Origin of the sequence: Variovorax sp. R-27 (assembly GCF_049913215.1) — a bacterium.
Classification (GTDB): Bacteria; Pseudomonadota; Gammaproteobacteria; order Burkholderiales; family Burkholderiaceae_C; genus Variovorax.
Map to the genome: position 1 here is coordinate 4,200,136 of NZ_CP183984.1, position 15,115 is coordinate 4,215,250.

Here is a 15,115-nt window from a genome sequence, read left to right on the forward strand (position 1 = left end):
GTTGTCGTTGCGTTCGCTGCCCTGTTACTGGATCAACTTGGCGCCGGTCTTGGACTGCAGCGTGTCGAAGCTGACGCCCGGCGCCAGCTCGACGACCTTCAGGCCCTCGGGCACCACGTCCATCACGGCCAGGTCGGTGATGATGCGGTCGACCACGCCCACGCCCGTCAGCGGCAGGGTGCACTTCTCTAGGATCTTCAGGTCCTCGGTGCCGTCCTTCTTCTTGGCCACGTGTTCCATCAGCACGATCACGCGCTTCACGCCTGCCACCAGGTCCATCGCACCGCCCATGCCCTTGACCATCTTGCCGGGGATCATCCAGTTGGCGAGGTCGCCCTTGGTGCTGACCTGCATCGCGCCCAGGATCGACAGGTTGATCTTGCCGCCGCGAATCATGGCGAAGCTGTCATGGCTGCCGAAGATGGCCGAGCCGGGCAGCGTGGTCACGGTCTGCTTGCCGGCGTTGATCAGGTCGGCGTCGACCTGGTCTTCGGTCGGGAAGGGGCCAATGCCGAGCATGCCGTTCTCGCTCTGCAGCCAAACTTCTTTCGTGCCGGTGTGGTTGGCCACCAGCGTCGGAATGCCGATGCCGAGGTTGACGTAGAAGCCGTCTTCGAGTTCTTGCGCGGCACGGGCCGCCATCTGGTCTTGGGTCCAGGGCATCTCAGGCTCCTTCTTTCTTGTTGGCGGGCACGGTGGGCACGGGCACTTCGCTGGTGGCGGCGGCCTGGGCGATGGCGGTCTGGGCCTCGACCTTGGCGGCGGCGGCATCGACCGAGGCGCTCACGGTGCGCTTCTCGATGCGCTTCTCGGGGCTGGCGTTGAGCACGATGCGGTGCACGTAGATGCCCGGCAGGTGGATGTCGTCGGGAGCCAGCTCGCCCACTTCGACGATCTTCTCGACCTCGACGATGCAGATCTTGCCGGCCATGGCAGCGGCCGGGTTGAAGTTGCGCGCCGTCAGGCGAAAGCGCAGGTTGCCCGACTTGTCGGCCACGTCGGCCTTGACCAGTGCCACGTCGGGCACGAGCGAACGTTCCATCACGTAGGTTTCGCCGTCGAATTCGCGCAGTTCCTTGCCTTCGGCCACTTGCGTGCCCACGCCGGTCTTGGTGAAGAAGGCCGGAATACCCGCGCCGCCGGCGCGCAGCTTCTCGGCCAGCGTGCCCTGGGGCGTGAATTCGAGCTCGAGTTCGCCGGCCAGGTACTGGCGCTCGAACTCCTTGTTTTCGCCCACGTAGGAGGCGACCATCTTCTTGATCTGGCGCGTTTCCAGCAGCTTGCCGAGGCCGAAGCCGTCGACGCCCGCGTTGTTCGAGACAACTGTGAGGTTCTGCACGCCGGAGTCCTTGAGCGCTTCGATCAGCGCTTCGGGAATGCCGCACAGGCCGAAGCCGCCGACCGCGAGCATCTGCCCGTCGGCCACGACCCCCTTGAGTGCCGCGTCTGCGGAGGGATAAATCTTGTTCACTCGGGCTCCTTGATGGATGAATGGAGAGTGGGTGGGAAAGCCCTGAACGATACTACCTACTCGCATACGTAGTATTTCGTAATGGTGACCCCCGATGCCCGAGATCGATTACCGGCTGGCTTTTGAGCATGCACCCGTCGGCATGGTGGTTTCGAGCAACCGCACCATCGTGGCCTGCAACGTGCGCGTGTGCGAGATTTTTGGCGCAACGCCCTCCGCGCTGGTCGGGCATTCGTTCAGCATCCTGTACCCCAGCGTGGCCGAGTTCGAGCGCATCGGCAAGCGCATGGAGCCCTTTCTGAACGCCAGCGGGCACTACGCCGACAACCGCATGATGAGGCGCCTGGGTGGCCTGCACGGCGCCATTGCAGGCGAAACCTTCTGGTGCCACGTCACGGGCCATGCGATGAATCGCGCCGCCCCGCACGAGGCCGGCATCTGGACTTTCGAAGACCTGGGCTCGCGCCGCGCAGTAAAGGCCGAACTCACGCCACGCGAGCGCGAGGTGGCGGCGCAGGTGATGCGCGGGCTGACCTCCAAGGAAATCGGCAAGGCACTGGGCATCAGCCACCGCACGGTGGAGCTGCACCGGGCGCGGTTGATGCGCAAGTACGCGGCTGCGACCACGGCCGAGCTGGTGCAGAAGCTGATCGCGGGTTGAGCCCGACGATTGCCGGGGCCCGCCGGAAGTTCCGGCCACAAGCCACCTGATCGTTGCGAAAACGGAAACGCCGTGTCGTCGAAACGCCTGCTCCGTTGCGCGCAGCGAGGCCTATCGTTGAGGCCATGCAGGGCAGGAAGCCCGCAACCACTCAGGAGTCTGAAATGTCCACACGTATCCATTCCGAAACCAGCCTCTTGCTGCAGACGCAGGCCTCGTTCGCACGGGCCCACGCGCTCGCTGTGCAGAAGGTGCCCGTCGCACTGACGCTCTCGGCAATCATCCTGTCGATCATCAACGTCAAGCTGTAGCCGTTCATGCTGTGGCAGGCTTGGGGCTCGACTCCAGGCCGCCCGACATGACCATTCCAACCAGCACTCTTCCCTTCTGGGAACGATTCCAGGCCACCGCCGGCGCCGACGTGTCCGCCCGCTTTGGCGAGGCCTTCTACTTCGACGACAACGAGGCCGGCGCCACCGAACTGGCAAAGCTCGTCCTGGACGGGCGCAAGCGCGGCACCGCGAGCCTCGAATGGTCCTTCGAATCGACCGGCAGGCCACGGCCCAAGCCCGGTGACCTGAGCGTGGTGACCGACTGGCATGGCAAGCCCCTGTGCGTGATCGAAACCCTCAGCGTGGTGGTCATGCCCTTCGATGAGGTCGGTGAAGACTTCGTGGCCGTCGAGGCCGAAGGCGATTGCTCGCTGCGCTACTGGCGCGAAGGCCACTGGAAGTACTTCAGCGGCGAATGCGAGCGTCTCGGCAGGAAGCCCGACCTGCGCATGCCGGTGCTGTGCGAGACCTTCAAGGTCGTCTACCAGGAAGACTGAGGGCACCGCCCCCTTCAATCCGGCTTGATGTCCGCCGACTTGATCACCTTCGACCAGGTCGCCAGCTCCTGGTCGACGAATTTCGCGAGCGTCGGCGAGTCCATGTAGGTCGCGAAGGCGCCCTGCTCGTCGACCTTCTTGCGGAAGGCTTCGCTCTCCACGATTTTCTTCAGCTCCGCGCTGAGCCTGGCGACGACCTCGGGCGGCGTCTTCGCCGGCGCGAACACCGCGAACCACGACTCGACCTCGTAGCCCGGCAGGCCCGCCTCGGCCGAGGTCGGCACATTGGGCATCGACGGATGGCGCTTTGTGCCCGTATAGGCCAGCGCCTTGATGCGTCCGCCCGCGAAGTGGCCGATGACCGAGGGCGGCGTGGTGATGAACATGTCGACGTTGCCCGAGATCAGGTCGTTGATGGCCGGGCCCGAGCCCTTGTAGGGCACATGCGTCATCGCCTGCTTCGACTGCCGCGACAGCAACTCGCCCGCGATGTGCTGGATCGAGCCGTTGCCCGACGAGGCGTAGAACAGGCCGCCCTCCTTCTTCTTGCCGTATTCGATGAGTTCCTTCATCGAGTTCACCGGGAGCTTGCCGCTCACCGCGACGACGTGCGGCGCGCGCATCACCATCGCCACCGGCACGAAGTCTTTCGTCGGGCTCCACCTGATGTTCGGGTAGAGCGAGGGGTTGCCGACGTGGAAGCCCGAGTACTGCATCAGCAGTGTGTAGCCGTCCGGCGCGGCGCGCGCCACGAACTCGGTGCCGATGTTGCCGCTGGCGCCAGGCTTGTTGTCGATGACCACGGGCTGGCCCAGCGCGCGCTGCAGCGGATCGCCGACCATGCGCGCCATGATGTCGGTGGAGCCGGCCGGCGACGTGGGCACGATCATGGTGATCGGCTTCGAGGGCCACGTATCGGCAGTTGCAGCCGAGGCAGCCAACGCAAGGACGACCGCGAGAAGGCGGTGGATGGGTTTCATGGTTTGTCTCCGGTGGTTTTGTATTTGGCTTGCTGTCTTCGGGCCCGCACCGTCAGGGCGCCAGCTCCGATATCTCGATCAGGTTCAGGTCGGGGTCGCGCACATAGACCGAGCGGATGCGCGATGTAGCGCCCGTACGCATCACCGGGCCTTCGAGGATCGGCACGTCGTGCTCCTTCAGCCGCGCGATGACTTCCTCGAGCGGCACGCTGGCAATGAAGCACAGGTCGAGCGACCCCGGCGTCGGCAGCTGCGCCTTGGGCTCGAACTCGTGGTCCTTGATGTGCAGGTTGATCTTCTGGTTGCCGAAGCGAAAAGCCTTGCGGCCGGCGCCGAAGCTTTCGAGCGCCATGCCCATCACATCGACGTAGAAACGGGTGCAGGCTTCTTCGTGCGCAGTCGTCAGCACGAGGTGGTCCAGGTGGTCGATCACGGGTGGAGCTCCTTCTGTCCGCGCTCCTTGGCACGGGCAACGATGTCATTGAGATCCGCGGGCGGTGCGTGCCGGGTCAGCCGATGGCCCGCGCGCGAGACCTGGCTCGACAGCTCATGCTGTACGAGCGATTCCAGCTCGGCCGCGGCGGCGATCAGGCCGTCCAGGTCCATGCTGGTGTCGTAGCCCATGCACTGCAGCATGTGCACCACGTCCTCGGTCGCCACATTGCCGGTCGCGCCGGGGGCATAGGGGCAACCGCCGACGCCGCCGAGCGACATGTCCAGCCGGTGGATGCCGGCCTCGACGGCGGCCACTGTGTTTGCAAGGCCCATGCCGCGTGTGTTGTGGAAGTGGGCGGTCCAGTCCATCTGGGGATGAACCGCGATGAAGTTCTCGCAGAGGGCCTGCACCTGCGTGGGATAGGCCATCCCAGTCGTATCGCACAGCGTGATGCCCTGCACCTCCAGCGCGGCGAAACGGTCGATCCAGCCTTGCACCGCTGCCAGCGGCACCTCGCCCTCCATCGGGCAGCCGAACACGCACGAGAGCGACACGTTCACCGGCACCCCGGCCTGCTTCGCCAGCGCGACGACCCCGGCCAGCTGCGCGAACGACTGCTCTTGCGTCATGCGCAAATTGGCGAGGTTGTGCGTCTCGCTCACCGACATGACGATGTTGAACTCGTCGATGCGGCTTTCCAGCGCACGCTCGGCGCCACGTACGTTCGGCACCAGCGCGGTATAGACCACGCCGGGGCGCCGGGCGATGCGGTGCATCACCTCCTCGCCGTCGCGCAATGCCGGAATCGCTTTTGCCGAAGTGAACGACGTGACTTCGATCTTGGCGTAGCCCAGCCCGCTGAGCCGGTCGATCAGCGCGACCTTGTCGTCGGTGGGAATGAAGCGGCTCTCCATCTGGAAGCCGTCGCGGGTGGCGACCTCATTGATGAATAGCCGCATACCTTTGCCCGTCTTCATACGAGGAGCCCGCTTTCCACGCGGCGCGCTGGCCAGCCAGCGCCCTGCAAATCGCCGGTGTGCTCGCCAAGGCGTGGCGCCGGGTGCGCGATGCGTCCCGGCGTGGCGCTGAGCTTGGGTACCACGCCGGGCACCTTCAGCGTGGCACCGTCAGACGTGGGAGCCTCAACGATCATCCCGCGCGCCAGGTACTGCGGGTCGCTCGCGATGTCGGCCACGGTGTAGATGCGCCCGACCGGCACGCCAGCAGCGTCGAGTGCGGCCAGCACTTCATCGCGGCTGCGCTGCAGCGTCCATGCCTCGATGGCAGCGTCGATCTCCGCCACGCGCCGCACGCGCCCGTCGTTGTGCACGAGCTCCGCGTCGTTCTCCAGGTCCGCGCGTCCGATGGCCCGCATCAGCCGGCGGAAGATGCTGTCGCCGTTGCCGGCCACCAGCACGTAGTGTCCGTCGTTGCACCGGTAGGCGTTGGTCGGCGCAATGCCGGGCAACGCGCTGCCGGCGCGCTCGCGCACCGCGCCGAAGGCGTCGTACTCGGGCAGCAGGCTTTCCATCACGTTGAACACCGACTCGTACAGCGCCACGTCGATGAACTGCCCTTCCCCGCCATGAGCCATACGATGGTGCAGCGCGGTCAGCACGCCGATCACGCCGTGCAGCGCCGCCAGCGTGTCGCCCAGCGACACCCCCACGCGCACCGGCACCCGACCCGGCTCGCCGCTCAGATAACGCAGCCCGCCCATCGATTCGCCGAGCACGCCGAAGCCGGGCTTGTCGCGATAAGGCCCGGTCTGCCCATAGCCCGAGATGCGCAGCATGATCAGCCGCGGGTTCAGCGCGTGCAGCTGCTCCCACCCCAGGCCCCAGCCTTCGAGCGTGCCGGGCTTGAAGTTCTCGATCAGCACGTCAGCCTCGAGCGCCAGCGCGCGCGCTGCCTCCTGGCCTTCGACGCTGCGCAGGTCGAGACACACCGAACGCTTGTTGCGCGACTGCACCTCCCACCATGCCGAAGTGCCATCGCGCAGCAGCCGCCACTTGCGCAGCGGGTCGCCGACACCGGCCGGCTCGACCTTGATCACGTCAGCGCCGAACTCCGCCAGCGTCTTGCCGGCGAAGGGGCCGGCAATGAGCTGGCCGAGCTCCAGCACTTTCAGGCCTTCGAGTGCATTCATGTCCGCGTCCGTCTCCTTGTTGGGTAAGGTCCGACTCTAGGAACAGATTGCGCCGGGCGGAATTGCTGTGACGGCAGCACTCCTTCGCAAAACGCGAAGGGGTGGCCGCGCCTCTCTAGAATCCGCCGATGCCCAGCCCGATCAACCCCGCCCGTGTCGACTTCGTGACGCTGCGCCTGTTCTGCGCGGTCGCGCAGTCGGGCAGCATCACCAAGGGCGCGGAGGCGTGCCACCTCGCGCTGTCGGCGGCAAGCCGGCGGCTTTCGGACTTCGAGGCAGCAACGGGATCGAAGCTGCTCGAACGCAGCGCGCAAGGCATCGCGCTCACGCCCGCCGGCCATGTGGCGATGCAGCATGCGATGCGGCTGTTCCAGGGCTTCGAGCAGTTCAGCAACGAGATCAACGACTATTCGAGCGGCGTGCGCGGCCACGTGCGGCTGTGGGCCAACATGTCGGCGCTGACCGAGTTCCTGCCCACGACGCTCGCGACTTTTCTCGCGCAGCATCCCGACATCCGAGTGGAGGTCGAAGAGCAGTTAAGCGGCGACATCGTGCGCGCGCTGGTTGACGGCCTCGCCGACGTCGGCGTGTTCGCCGAGAACACGCCCGCCTACGGACTCGACGTCGCGCCCTTCCAGACCGATGAGCTCGTGGTGCTGTGCGCAAAGCAGCATCCGCTGGCGCGCAGCCGCGTGAAGCAGGTCGACTTCAAGACCTGCCTCGCGCACGAATTCGTCGGCCTGAACCGCAGCAGTTCGCTGCTGGAGCTCACGTCGCGCGCGGCGGAGCAGGCCGGCATTCCGATGCGCCTGCGCGTGCAGGTGCGCAGCTTCGATGCGATGTGCCACATGATCGCGGCGAATCTCGGCATCGGCGTGGTGCCGCTGGCCGCGTGCAAGGCGCAGGTTGCGGCGCTCGATCTGAAGGTCGTGCGGCTGAAGGATGCGTGGGCCACGCGGCGGTTGCTGATGGCGACGAAGATGGGGGCCACGCTCTCGCCCGCTGCACAGCTGTTGGTGCGTCAGCTACTCGCCTCATCGACCTAGCGGGCGAAGACTCAGCCAGCCGCCATCCGCTTGACCGCCGCGATCCACTTCTCGAACGCCTTCATCTGGTCGCCGACGAACTTGCGCGTCGTCTCGTCGGTGCAGTTGCCGTCCGCGTCGAACTTGCCGCCCGCGCCGCCGATGAAGACCTCGGGCTTCGCCAGCACCATCGCGTTCACGAACAACAGCACGCGGCGCAGGTCGTACTGAACGCGCGCGCCGCCAACCGGCCCCGGCGATGCCGACAGGATGGCCACCGGCTTGTGCGCGAAGGGCTGGTCTTCGCCGCGGCTGAGCCAGTCGATCATGTTCTTGAACCCGCCCGGAATCGAGAAGTTGTATTCGGGCGTGGCAATCACCACGCCGTCGGCGCGGCGGATGCGGTCGCGCAGCGCCTGCACCGATGCCGGGTAGCCCTTGGCGAACACGTCTGCGTCGAACACCGGCACCTCGCGCCATTCGACGACCTCCATGGCCATCGGCTCGGGCATCAGCGAGCCTGCGAGGTTCAGGGCGGCCCGGTTGATGGAGCCGGTGCGAAGACTGCCGCAGAGGCCGACGATGTCGAGGGTGCTCATTCGGTTTCCTGTTCTTGTGCTGGGGTTGGTGGTCGGCAACTATGGCGTCGGCCAGGTCACCGGGAAAGTGGTTTTCGCGGAAACCACATTTCCTTCAAACGGAAAAGTCCGGCGCGCGGCCGGACTCGAGGGCGCGCTGATCTTCACGGGGTGCTCCTTGGAGATTGATCGAAAAACGCCCCAGTCTATCTGCGCAACGCCCTCCTGCCTTCCCCTTGCTACTTCGCCTCTTCGGCCTCCAGCACTGCCCACTCCTCGTCGGTGAAGAGCCGCGAGCGCGTCAGGAAGCGCAAGCCTTCCGGCCCCTCCAGCGAGAACATGCCGCCGCGCCCCGGCACCACGTCGATGATCAGCTGCGTGTGCTGCCAGTACTCGAACTGCGGCCCGCTGATGTAGAACGGCATGCCGCCGATGTGGCCGAGCAGCCGGTCGTAGTCGCCCACGATGAACTCGTCACGCCCGTAGCACATGGGCGCACTGCCGTCGCAGCAGCCGCCCGACTGATGGAACATCAGCGGGCCGTGCTTTGCGGCGAGCCTGTCGGTCAACGCGAGCGCGGCATCGGTCGCGGTGACACGCAGGACTTCGCCGGTCATCAGAAGAAGCCCAGCTTGTTCTCGCTGTAGCTCACCAGCAGGTTCTTGGTCTGCTGGTAGTGGTCGAGCATCATCTTGTGGTTTTCGCGACCGATGCCCGACTGCTTGTAGCCACCGAAGGCCGCATGCGCCGGATAGTGGTGATAGCAGTTGGTCCACACGCGGCCGGCCTGGATGCCCTTGCCCATGCGGAAGGCGCGGTTCATGTCGCGGCTCCACACGCCGGCGCCGAGGCCGTAGAGCGTGTCGTTGGCAATGGCGAGCGCTTCTTCCTCGTCCTTGAAGGTGGTGACGGACACCACGGGGCCGAAGATTTCCTCCTGGAAGATGCGCATCTTGTTGTGGCCCCTGAACACGGTCGGCTTCACGTAGTAGCCGTCGGCCAGGTCGCCTTCGAGCTTCTGGCGCTCGCCGCCGATCAGCACTTTCGCGCCTTCCTGCTTGCCGATGTCGAGGTACGACAGGATCTTCTCGAGCTGCTCGCTGGAAGCCTGCGCGCCGATCATCGTGGCCATGTCGAGCGGGCTGCCCTGCTTGATGGCGGCCACGCGTTTCAGCGCGCGTTCCATGAAGCGGTCGTAGATCGACTCCTGTATCAGCGCGCGCGACGGGCAGGTGCACACCTCGCCCTGGTTCAGCGCGAACATGGTGAAGCCTTCGAGCGCCTTGTCGAAGAAGCCGTCGTCCTTGTCCATCACGTCGGCGAAGAAGATGTTGGGCGACTTGCCGCCCAGCTCCAGCGTGACCGGAATCAGGTTCTGGCTCGCGTACTGCGAGATCAGCCGGCCGGTGGTGGTCTCGCCGGTGAAGGCGATCTTGCCGATGCGGTTGCTCGACGCCAGCGGCTTGCCCGCCTCCACGCCGAAGCCGTTGACGACGTTCAGCACGCCCGGCGGCAGCAGGTCGCCGATGATTTCCATCAGCACCAGGATCGACACCGGCGTCTGCTCGGCCGGCTTCAGCACCACGCAGTTGCCGGCTGCCAGCGCTGGCGCCAGCTTCCACACGGCCATCAGGATCGGGAAGTTCCAGGGAATGATCTGGCCGACCACGCCGATGGGCTCGTGAAAGTGGTACGCGAAGGTTTCATGGTCGATCTCGCTGATGCCGCCTTCCTGCGAGCGGATGCACGAGGCGAAGTAGCGGAAGTGGTCGATGGCCAGCGGCAGGTCGGCCGCCGTGGTTTCGCGGATGGGCTTGCCGTTGTCCCAGGTTTCGGCGGCCGCCAGAACCGCCAGGTTTTCCTGCATGCGGTCGGCGATCCTGTTCAGGATGTTGGCGCGCTCGGTGGTCGAGGTGCGGCCCCAGGCGCCCTTGGCCTTGTGCGCGGCGTCGAGCGCGCGGTCGATGTCGGCCGCCGTGGAGCGCGGCACCTCGCAGAAGACCTTGCCGGTGACGGGTGTGATGTTCTCGAAGTACTGGTTGTCCACCGGCGCGACCCATTCGCCGCCGATGTAGTTGCCGTAGCGCTTCTTGAACGGCACCGCGGTACCGAATTTGCCCGGTTCGAGCATGTCCATGACTTTGTCTCCATATGCAAGGTAGTGGCGCCACGACATGCGGCGGCCCGCATGGACTACCGCAAGCCACATACCCGGCCGGATCGGGACATTCCCTAGGCACCTGCGCACTGCAAACCGATGCCGGAGCGGGTTTTCATTCGCAATCTGCGACATGTTCGCGCGAATATGGCGACTAGGATGTCGCACAAGGCGAAAACCTATCGGAGACACGCATGAGTGGTGAAGCGCATTTGCCATCGATCGGAGTGGATCAGGCCCGCGAGCTGTTCTTCGCGCAGGGCCGCGACCCTGCGCCGTGGATCGCACCGCACATCTCGCGTTCCTGGCAGCGCAGCCGCCCGGTCGACCACCATGTGATCGACCCCGAGCCGATGGCGCTGGCATTGCTGAGCGAACGGCGCGAGCAGGCCATGCGGCTGCTGAACTGCGCGCAGCCCGAGCTCGACGGCCTTGCCGAGCATGCGGTCGGCAATGGCTGCGTGGTGATCCTGTCGGACGCCAGCGGGCTGATCCTCGAAGAGGTTGGCAGTGCCGACTTCCTGCCCAAGGCCGAGCGCATTGCGCTGCAGCCCGGCGTGGAATGGTCGGAGCACAACCGGGGCACCAACGCCATCGGCACGGCGCTGGCAGAGCGAGAAGCGCTGATGGTGCTGGGCGGCGAGCACTACCTGGCGCAGAACGGCGCGCTCGGCTGTGCGGCGGCGCCCATCTTCACCGGGCGCGGCGAACTGGCGGGCGCGCTCGATATCTCTGGCGAGACGGTGCGGGTGAACACGCATGCGCTGGGGCTGGTGCGCATGGCGGCGCAGCAGGTCGAGCATCGCATGATGCTGGCCGAGGCCGGCGGCCACGTGCTGCGCTTCCACGCGCGGCCGGCGCTGATCGGCACCGCGCGCGAGGGGCTGATGGTGATCGAGGGCGGGCGCATCGTCGCAGCCAACCGTGTAGCGCTCGAACTGTTCGGCCGCTCATGGGACGGCCTGCTCGACCTGGACGCCGAAGCTTTTCTCGGCGCGAACTGGCCGCGCATGGAGCACCGGCGCAACCTGCTGACGCTGCCGGGCGGGCGGCAGATCGCGATGGTGATGGAGCGTTCGAACACGCCGGACACAGCGCGTACCACCACTCGCCACGCCACGTCGCCCCCGGGCATGACCACTGAAGCCGACGATATACAACCGCTGCTGCACAAGGCTGTACGGGTGCTGAATGAAGGCGTCTCCGTGCTGGTCAACGGCGAGACAGGCAGCGGCAAGGAAGTGTTCTCGCGCCGCCTGCATGCCGCGAGCCGGCGCAGTGCGGGGCCCTTCGTGGCAGTGGACTGCGCCTCGCTGCCAGAAACACTGATCGAGTCCGAGCTGTTCGGCTACGAGGAAGGCGCTTTCACCGGTGCAAAGCGAAAGGGCATGGCGGGCCGCATCCGCGAGGCCCACGGCGGAGTGCTGTTTCTCGACGAGATCGCGGAGATACCGCTGCCCCTGCAGACGCGCCTGCTGCGCGTGCTCGAAGAGCGCGTTGTCACGCCGCTGGGCGGCGGCCAGGGCGTGGCGGTGGACTTCGACCTGGTCTGCGCCACGCACGGCCACCTGCCGGCACTGGTGGAGACCGGGCGCTTTCGCGCCGACCTGATGTATCGCGTGGCAGGGTTCACAGTCGCCCTGCCGCCGCTGCACCAGCGCGGCGACCGGCACGCGCTGATCTCGCGGCTGTTCCTCGAGGCGGGCGGCGCGGCCAAGCACCTGCGGCTGGAGAGCGATGCGCTCGAAGCGCTGGCCGCCTACCGCTGGCCGGGCAATGTGCGGGAGCTGCGCAGCACGCTGCGTGCGGTCGTGGCGTTGGCCGATGTGGGCGATTCGGTGACGGCGGCCATGCTTCCCGCGCATCTGGTCGGCGCGTGGACTTCGCCGCCCGACGACGCGACGCCCCATGCCCTGCCGTACGCCGAACCGCTGATGAGCATCACACGCCACGCCATCGACGAGGCACTCAAGGCCTGCGATCACGACGTGGCGAAGGCCGCCCGCCGGCTGGATGTTCACCGCAGCACCATCTATCGCCATCTTGCGCGCCAGCGCGGCAAGCCCGAGGCACATTGACTGGGCAGTCCGCAGGCTGAAGGCGCGTGCCTGCGCAGACATGCGCTTCTCACCCGCCGGCATAACCAAAGACTGACTTGCCCCGCAATGCCGGAGCGGCCAGACTTTGTGCATGGCCTCTCTTCCGCATCCATGACCACCGGCAGACGTGCACGGCGCCTGTCGGCCGTTCCTTCGACCTTGCGGATTCCCCTGGCCGCCCGGGCTTCGGGCGACGCGATGTTTCCGCAAGTGGCCGTGCGGGACGCATACGCCGCGGGCATCCTGGAGCAGATCCGCGACGACGGCCATGCGCTGCCGGAAGACCGGGCAACCATCTACAGCATCCTCTCGCGCACCCGCCGCTTCCGCAGCCTGGCCCAGGACTTCCTCAAGCAGCACCCCGGCGGGCGCGTGGTGAACATGGGTTGCGGCCTTAGCCATTACTTCCAGTGGCTGGACGACGGCAAGTCCCACATGACCGACGCCGACCTGCCCGAGGTGCTCGAAATGCGCCGCGAGCTGATCCCCGAGACGAATGAACGCCACGACCTGCGCGAGCTCGACCTGACCGCGCCCGACTGGTGGGAACAGCTGGGCCTGCCGCGCAAGCGCAACGCTGCGCCGGTGTTCCTGTTCACCGAAGGCGTGCTGATGTACCTGAAGCCCGAGCAGGTGCAGGCGGTGCTCGCCACCTTCGGCGAACGCGCGCCCGCAGGCTCGATGCTGGCCTTCGACGCCATGTGCTGGCTTGCGGTGGGGCGCGGAAGGCAGCATCCGTCGGTGCGCACGACCGGTGCAGAGTTTCTCTGGGGCATCCGTCGCTCTACCGAACTGACGCAGCCCCATCCGCGCCTGCAGCTGACCGACACCTACCGCGTGCTGGAAGGCATCGGCCTGCCCTACACCTTGTTCGCCCCGATGGTCATGCTGTTTCTCGGGGTGCCGCTGTATGCGCTCTACGCGCTGAAGGCGACGGACGTCGCCGATACATAAACGCACAATTTTGTGAAGTGCCGGCTTTGTCCGGCCCGCGCTGCGCGGAATGGCTGACGCGGTGCGGCCCCGGGCCAGGTCAAGCTACCAGCTGTTCCCGGTCGCGGAGAATGCTCTATCGTCTTCGCTGCTTTTCTTTCTTCCCCCTCAAGATTCGCAACCCTCAAGAACCACATGCTTGATCGCCGATCCTTCCTTGCCGCCGGTGGTGCCGCTGCCGCACTCGCCGCCCTCGGACTGCCCCAGGAGGCACTGGCCGCCAACGGGCTGCAACTGAGCCAGCCCACGCCCTTTTCCTTCGACGCGTTGATCGCACAGGCGAAGTCGCTCGCCGCCAAGCCCTATGCAGCCGCCGCGCCACTGGCGCCCGAGGTGCTCGACCGCATCGACTACGACGCGCACGGCAAGATCAAGTTCGACCCCGCCAACGCCCTCTTCCGCGACGGGCCCGGCGCCTTCCCCGTTACCTTCTTCCACCTCGGGCGCTTCTTCCAGACGCCCGTGCGCATGCACGTGCTCGAGAACACCGACGGCGACGCATTTTCCCGCGAGGTGCTCTACAGCCCCACCTATTTCTCGATGCCGCCCGACAGCCCCGCGCGCGCGCTACCGCCGGGCGCAGGCTTTGCGGGCTTTCGCCTGCAGGAAAGCCGCCTGGGCGACCAGAGCAAGCTCGACTGGCAGAAGAACGACTGGGTCGCGTTCCTCGGCGCCTCGTACTTTCGCGCGATCGGCGAGCTCTACCAATACGGCCTGTCGGCGCGCGGCCTTGCGCTCGACGTGGCAGTGCCCGACAAGCCCGAGGAGTTTCCGACCTTCACGCGCTTCTACTTCGAGACACCGGCCGCCAACAACACCACGTCGATGACGGTCTACGCGCTGCTCGAAGGGCCGAGCGTCACGGGCGTGTTCAAGTTCATCATGCAGCGCGGCAAGGCCGTCATCATGGATATCGACGCGCGCATGTTCCTGCGCCGCGACGTGTCGCGCCTGGGCCTGGTGCCGCTCACGTCGATGTACTGGTACTCGGAAACCATCAAGCCCACCGCCATCGACTGGCGCCCCGAGGTGCACGACTCCGACGGCCTCGCAATCTGGAACGGCGCGGGCGAGCGCATCTGGCGCCCGCTCAACAACCCCACGCAGACGCGCGCCTCGGCCTTCGCCGACACCAAGCCGCGCGGCTTCGGCCTGCTGCAGCGCGATCGCGCCTTCGACCACTACCAGGACGGCGTGAACTACGAGAAGCGCCCGAGCCTGTGGATCGAGCCGCTGGGCGACTGGGGCGAGGGTTCGGTGCAGCTCATCGAGATTCCGACCGACGACGAGATCCACGACAACATCGTCGCCTTCTGGGTGCCCAAGGCCGATGCGAAGGCCGGGGCCAGCTACAGCCTGCAATACCGGTTGCACTGGACCGATCAGGAACCCTTTCCGTCGCCGCTCGCGCGCTGCGTGGCCACGCGCATCGGGCGCGGCGGGCAGCCGGGCCAGCCGCGTCCGCAGGGCGTGCGCAAGTTCATGGTCGAGTTCATCGGACAGCCGCTGCAGGCCGTGCCCTTCGGCGTGAAGCCCGAGGTGATGCTGACGGCGGCGCGCGGCAAGTTCTCGTACGTCTTCGCCGAGGCCGTGCCCAACGGTGTGCCGGGACACTGGCGCGCGCAGTTCGATTTCACGCCCGAGGGCAACGAGCCGATCGACATGCGCATGTACATGAAGAACGGCGACCAGACGTTGACCGAGACCTGGCTGTACCAGTACCAGCCGGGCTGAAA

16 protein-coding genes are annotated in these 15,115 nt (G+C 66.3%); 7 read left to right on the plus strand and 9 right to left on the minus strand.

Annotated features, from left to right (window positions below; all coding sequences use genetic code 11):
• Positions 1 to 24: 24 nt before the first annotated feature.
• Both ACN9MV_RS19690 and ACN9MV_RS19695 read right to left on the minus strand, forming a co-directional pair.
• On the minus strand, positions 25 to 663 hold the full coding sequence (locus ACN9MV_RS19690; protein WP_093055639.1) for a 3-oxoacid CoA-transferase subunit B: 639 nt from the start codon (positions 661 to 663) through the stop codon (positions 25 to 27).
• Position 664: 1 nt separating this feature from the next.
• Positions 665 to 1,471, minus strand: a complete 807-nt coding sequence (locus tag ACN9MV_RS19695; protein ID WP_093055637.1) for a CoA transferase subunit A — start codon at positions 1,469 to 1,471, stop codon at positions 665 to 667.
• A 94-nt stretch (positions 1,472 to 1,565) separates the two neighbouring features.
• Here ACN9MV_RS19695 and ACN9MV_RS19700 point away from each other — a divergent pair, with 94 nt between their 5' ends.
• The 3 genes from ACN9MV_RS19700 to ACN9MV_RS19710 all read left to right on the plus strand — a co-directional run bounded on the left by ACN9MV_RS19700 (position 1,566) and on the right by ACN9MV_RS19710 (position 2,961).
• Positions 1,566 to 2,132 carry a LuxR C-terminal-related transcriptional regulator gene (locus tag ACN9MV_RS19700; RefSeq protein ID WP_093055635.1) on the plus strand — a complete coding sequence of 189 codons (567 nt, stop codon included), beginning with the start codon at positions 1,566 to 1,568 and terminating at the stop codon, positions 2,130 to 2,132.
• Positions 2,133 to 2,296: 164 nt separating this feature from the next.
• On the plus strand, positions 2,297 to 2,443 hold the full coding sequence (locus ACN9MV_RS19705; RefSeq protein ID WP_176928800.1) for a hypothetical protein: 147 nt from the start codon (positions 2,297 to 2,299) through the stop codon (positions 2,441 to 2,443).
• Between the two features lie 47 nt (positions 2,444 to 2,490).
• A complete protein-coding gene (locus ACN9MV_RS19710; protein WP_426389099.1) occupies positions 2,491 to 2,961 on the plus strand; it encodes an ASCH domain-containing protein in 471 nt (156 codons plus the stop codon).
• 14 nt (positions 2,962 to 2,975) lie between these two features.
• Here ACN9MV_RS19710 and ACN9MV_RS19715 read toward each other — a convergent pair whose 3' ends face one another.
• Genes ACN9MV_RS19715 through ACN9MV_RS19730 form a run of 4 tightly spaced genes read right to left on the minus strand, consistent with a single transcriptional unit; the run spans position 2,976 to position 6,526 of the window.
• Positions 2,976 to 3,941, minus strand: coding sequence for a Bug family tripartite tricarboxylate transporter substrate binding protein (locus ACN9MV_RS19715; protein ID WP_093055631.1), 966 nt, complete (start codon positions 3,939 to 3,941; stop codon positions 2,976 to 2,978).
• Between the two features lie 52 nt (positions 3,942 to 3,993).
• On the minus strand, positions 3,994 to 4,374 hold the full coding sequence (locus ACN9MV_RS19720) for a VOC family protein (RefSeq protein ID WP_093055629.1): 381 nt from the start codon (positions 4,372 to 4,374) through the stop codon (positions 3,994 to 3,996).
• Positions 4,371 to 5,354, minus strand: coding sequence for a hydroxymethylglutaryl-CoA lyase (locus ACN9MV_RS19725; RefSeq protein WP_426389100.1), 984 nt, complete (start codon positions 5,352 to 5,354; stop codon positions 4,371 to 4,373). The genes ACN9MV_RS19720 and ACN9MV_RS19725 overlap by 4 nt, the downstream gene beginning before the upstream one ends.
• Positions 5,351 to 6,526, minus strand: a complete 1,176-nt coding sequence (locus tag ACN9MV_RS19730) for a CaiB/BaiF CoA transferase family protein (RefSeq protein ID WP_426389101.1) — start codon at positions 6,524 to 6,526, stop codon at positions 5,351 to 5,353. The genes ACN9MV_RS19725 and ACN9MV_RS19730 overlap by 4 nt, the downstream gene beginning before the upstream one ends.
• Before the next feature lie 128 nt (positions 6,527 to 6,654).
• Here ACN9MV_RS19730 and ACN9MV_RS19735 point away from each other — a divergent pair, with 128 nt between their 5' ends.
• Complete coding sequence (locus tag ACN9MV_RS19735) at positions 6,655 to 7,572, plus strand: LysR substrate-binding domain-containing protein (protein ID WP_093055624.1); 918 nt, start codon at positions 6,655 to 6,657, stop codon at positions 7,570 to 7,572.
• 11 nt (positions 7,573 to 7,583) lie between these two features.
• Here ACN9MV_RS19735 and ACN9MV_RS19740 read toward each other — a convergent pair whose 3' ends face one another.
• From ACN9MV_RS19740 to adh, 3 genes are all read right to left on the minus strand, one after another.
• Entirely contained in the window at positions 7,584 to 8,150 is a 567-nt protein-coding gene (locus tag ACN9MV_RS19740) for an NADPH-dependent FMN reductase (protein WP_093055623.1), read from the minus strand.
• Between the two features lie 218 nt (positions 8,151 to 8,368).
• A complete protein-coding gene (locus ACN9MV_RS19745; protein ID WP_093176248.1) occupies positions 8,369 to 8,746 on the minus strand; it encodes a DUF779 domain-containing protein in 378 nt (125 codons plus the stop codon).
• Positions 8,746 to 10,266, minus strand: a complete 1,521-nt coding sequence (gene adh, locus ACN9MV_RS19750; protein WP_093055619.1) for an aldehyde dehydrogenase — start codon at positions 10,264 to 10,266, stop codon at positions 8,746 to 8,748. The genes ACN9MV_RS19745 and adh overlap by 1 nt, the downstream gene beginning before the upstream one ends.
• Before the next feature lie 215 nt (positions 10,267 to 10,481).
• Here adh and ACN9MV_RS19755 point away from each other — a divergent pair, with 215 nt between their 5' ends.
• From ACN9MV_RS19755 to ACN9MV_RS19765, 3 genes are all read left to right on the plus strand, one after another.
• Positions 10,482 to 12,365, plus strand: a complete 1,884-nt coding sequence (locus ACN9MV_RS19755; RefSeq protein WP_426389102.1) for a sigma-54-dependent Fis family transcriptional regulator — start codon at positions 10,482 to 10,484, stop codon at positions 12,363 to 12,365.
• A 132-nt stretch (positions 12,366 to 12,497) separates the two neighbouring features.
• Complete coding sequence (locus ACN9MV_RS19760) at positions 12,498 to 13,340, plus strand: class I SAM-dependent methyltransferase (protein WP_093176254.1); 843 nt, start codon at positions 12,498 to 12,500, stop codon at positions 13,338 to 13,340.
• A gap of 174 nt (positions 13,341 to 13,514) precedes the next feature.
• Positions 13,515 to 15,113 carry a glucan biosynthesis protein gene (locus tag ACN9MV_RS19765; RefSeq protein ID WP_426389104.1) on the plus strand — a complete coding sequence of 533 codons (1,599 nt, stop codon included), beginning with the start codon at positions 13,515 to 13,517 and terminating at the stop codon, positions 15,111 to 15,113.
• Positions 15,114 to 15,115 lie beyond the last annotated feature (2 nt).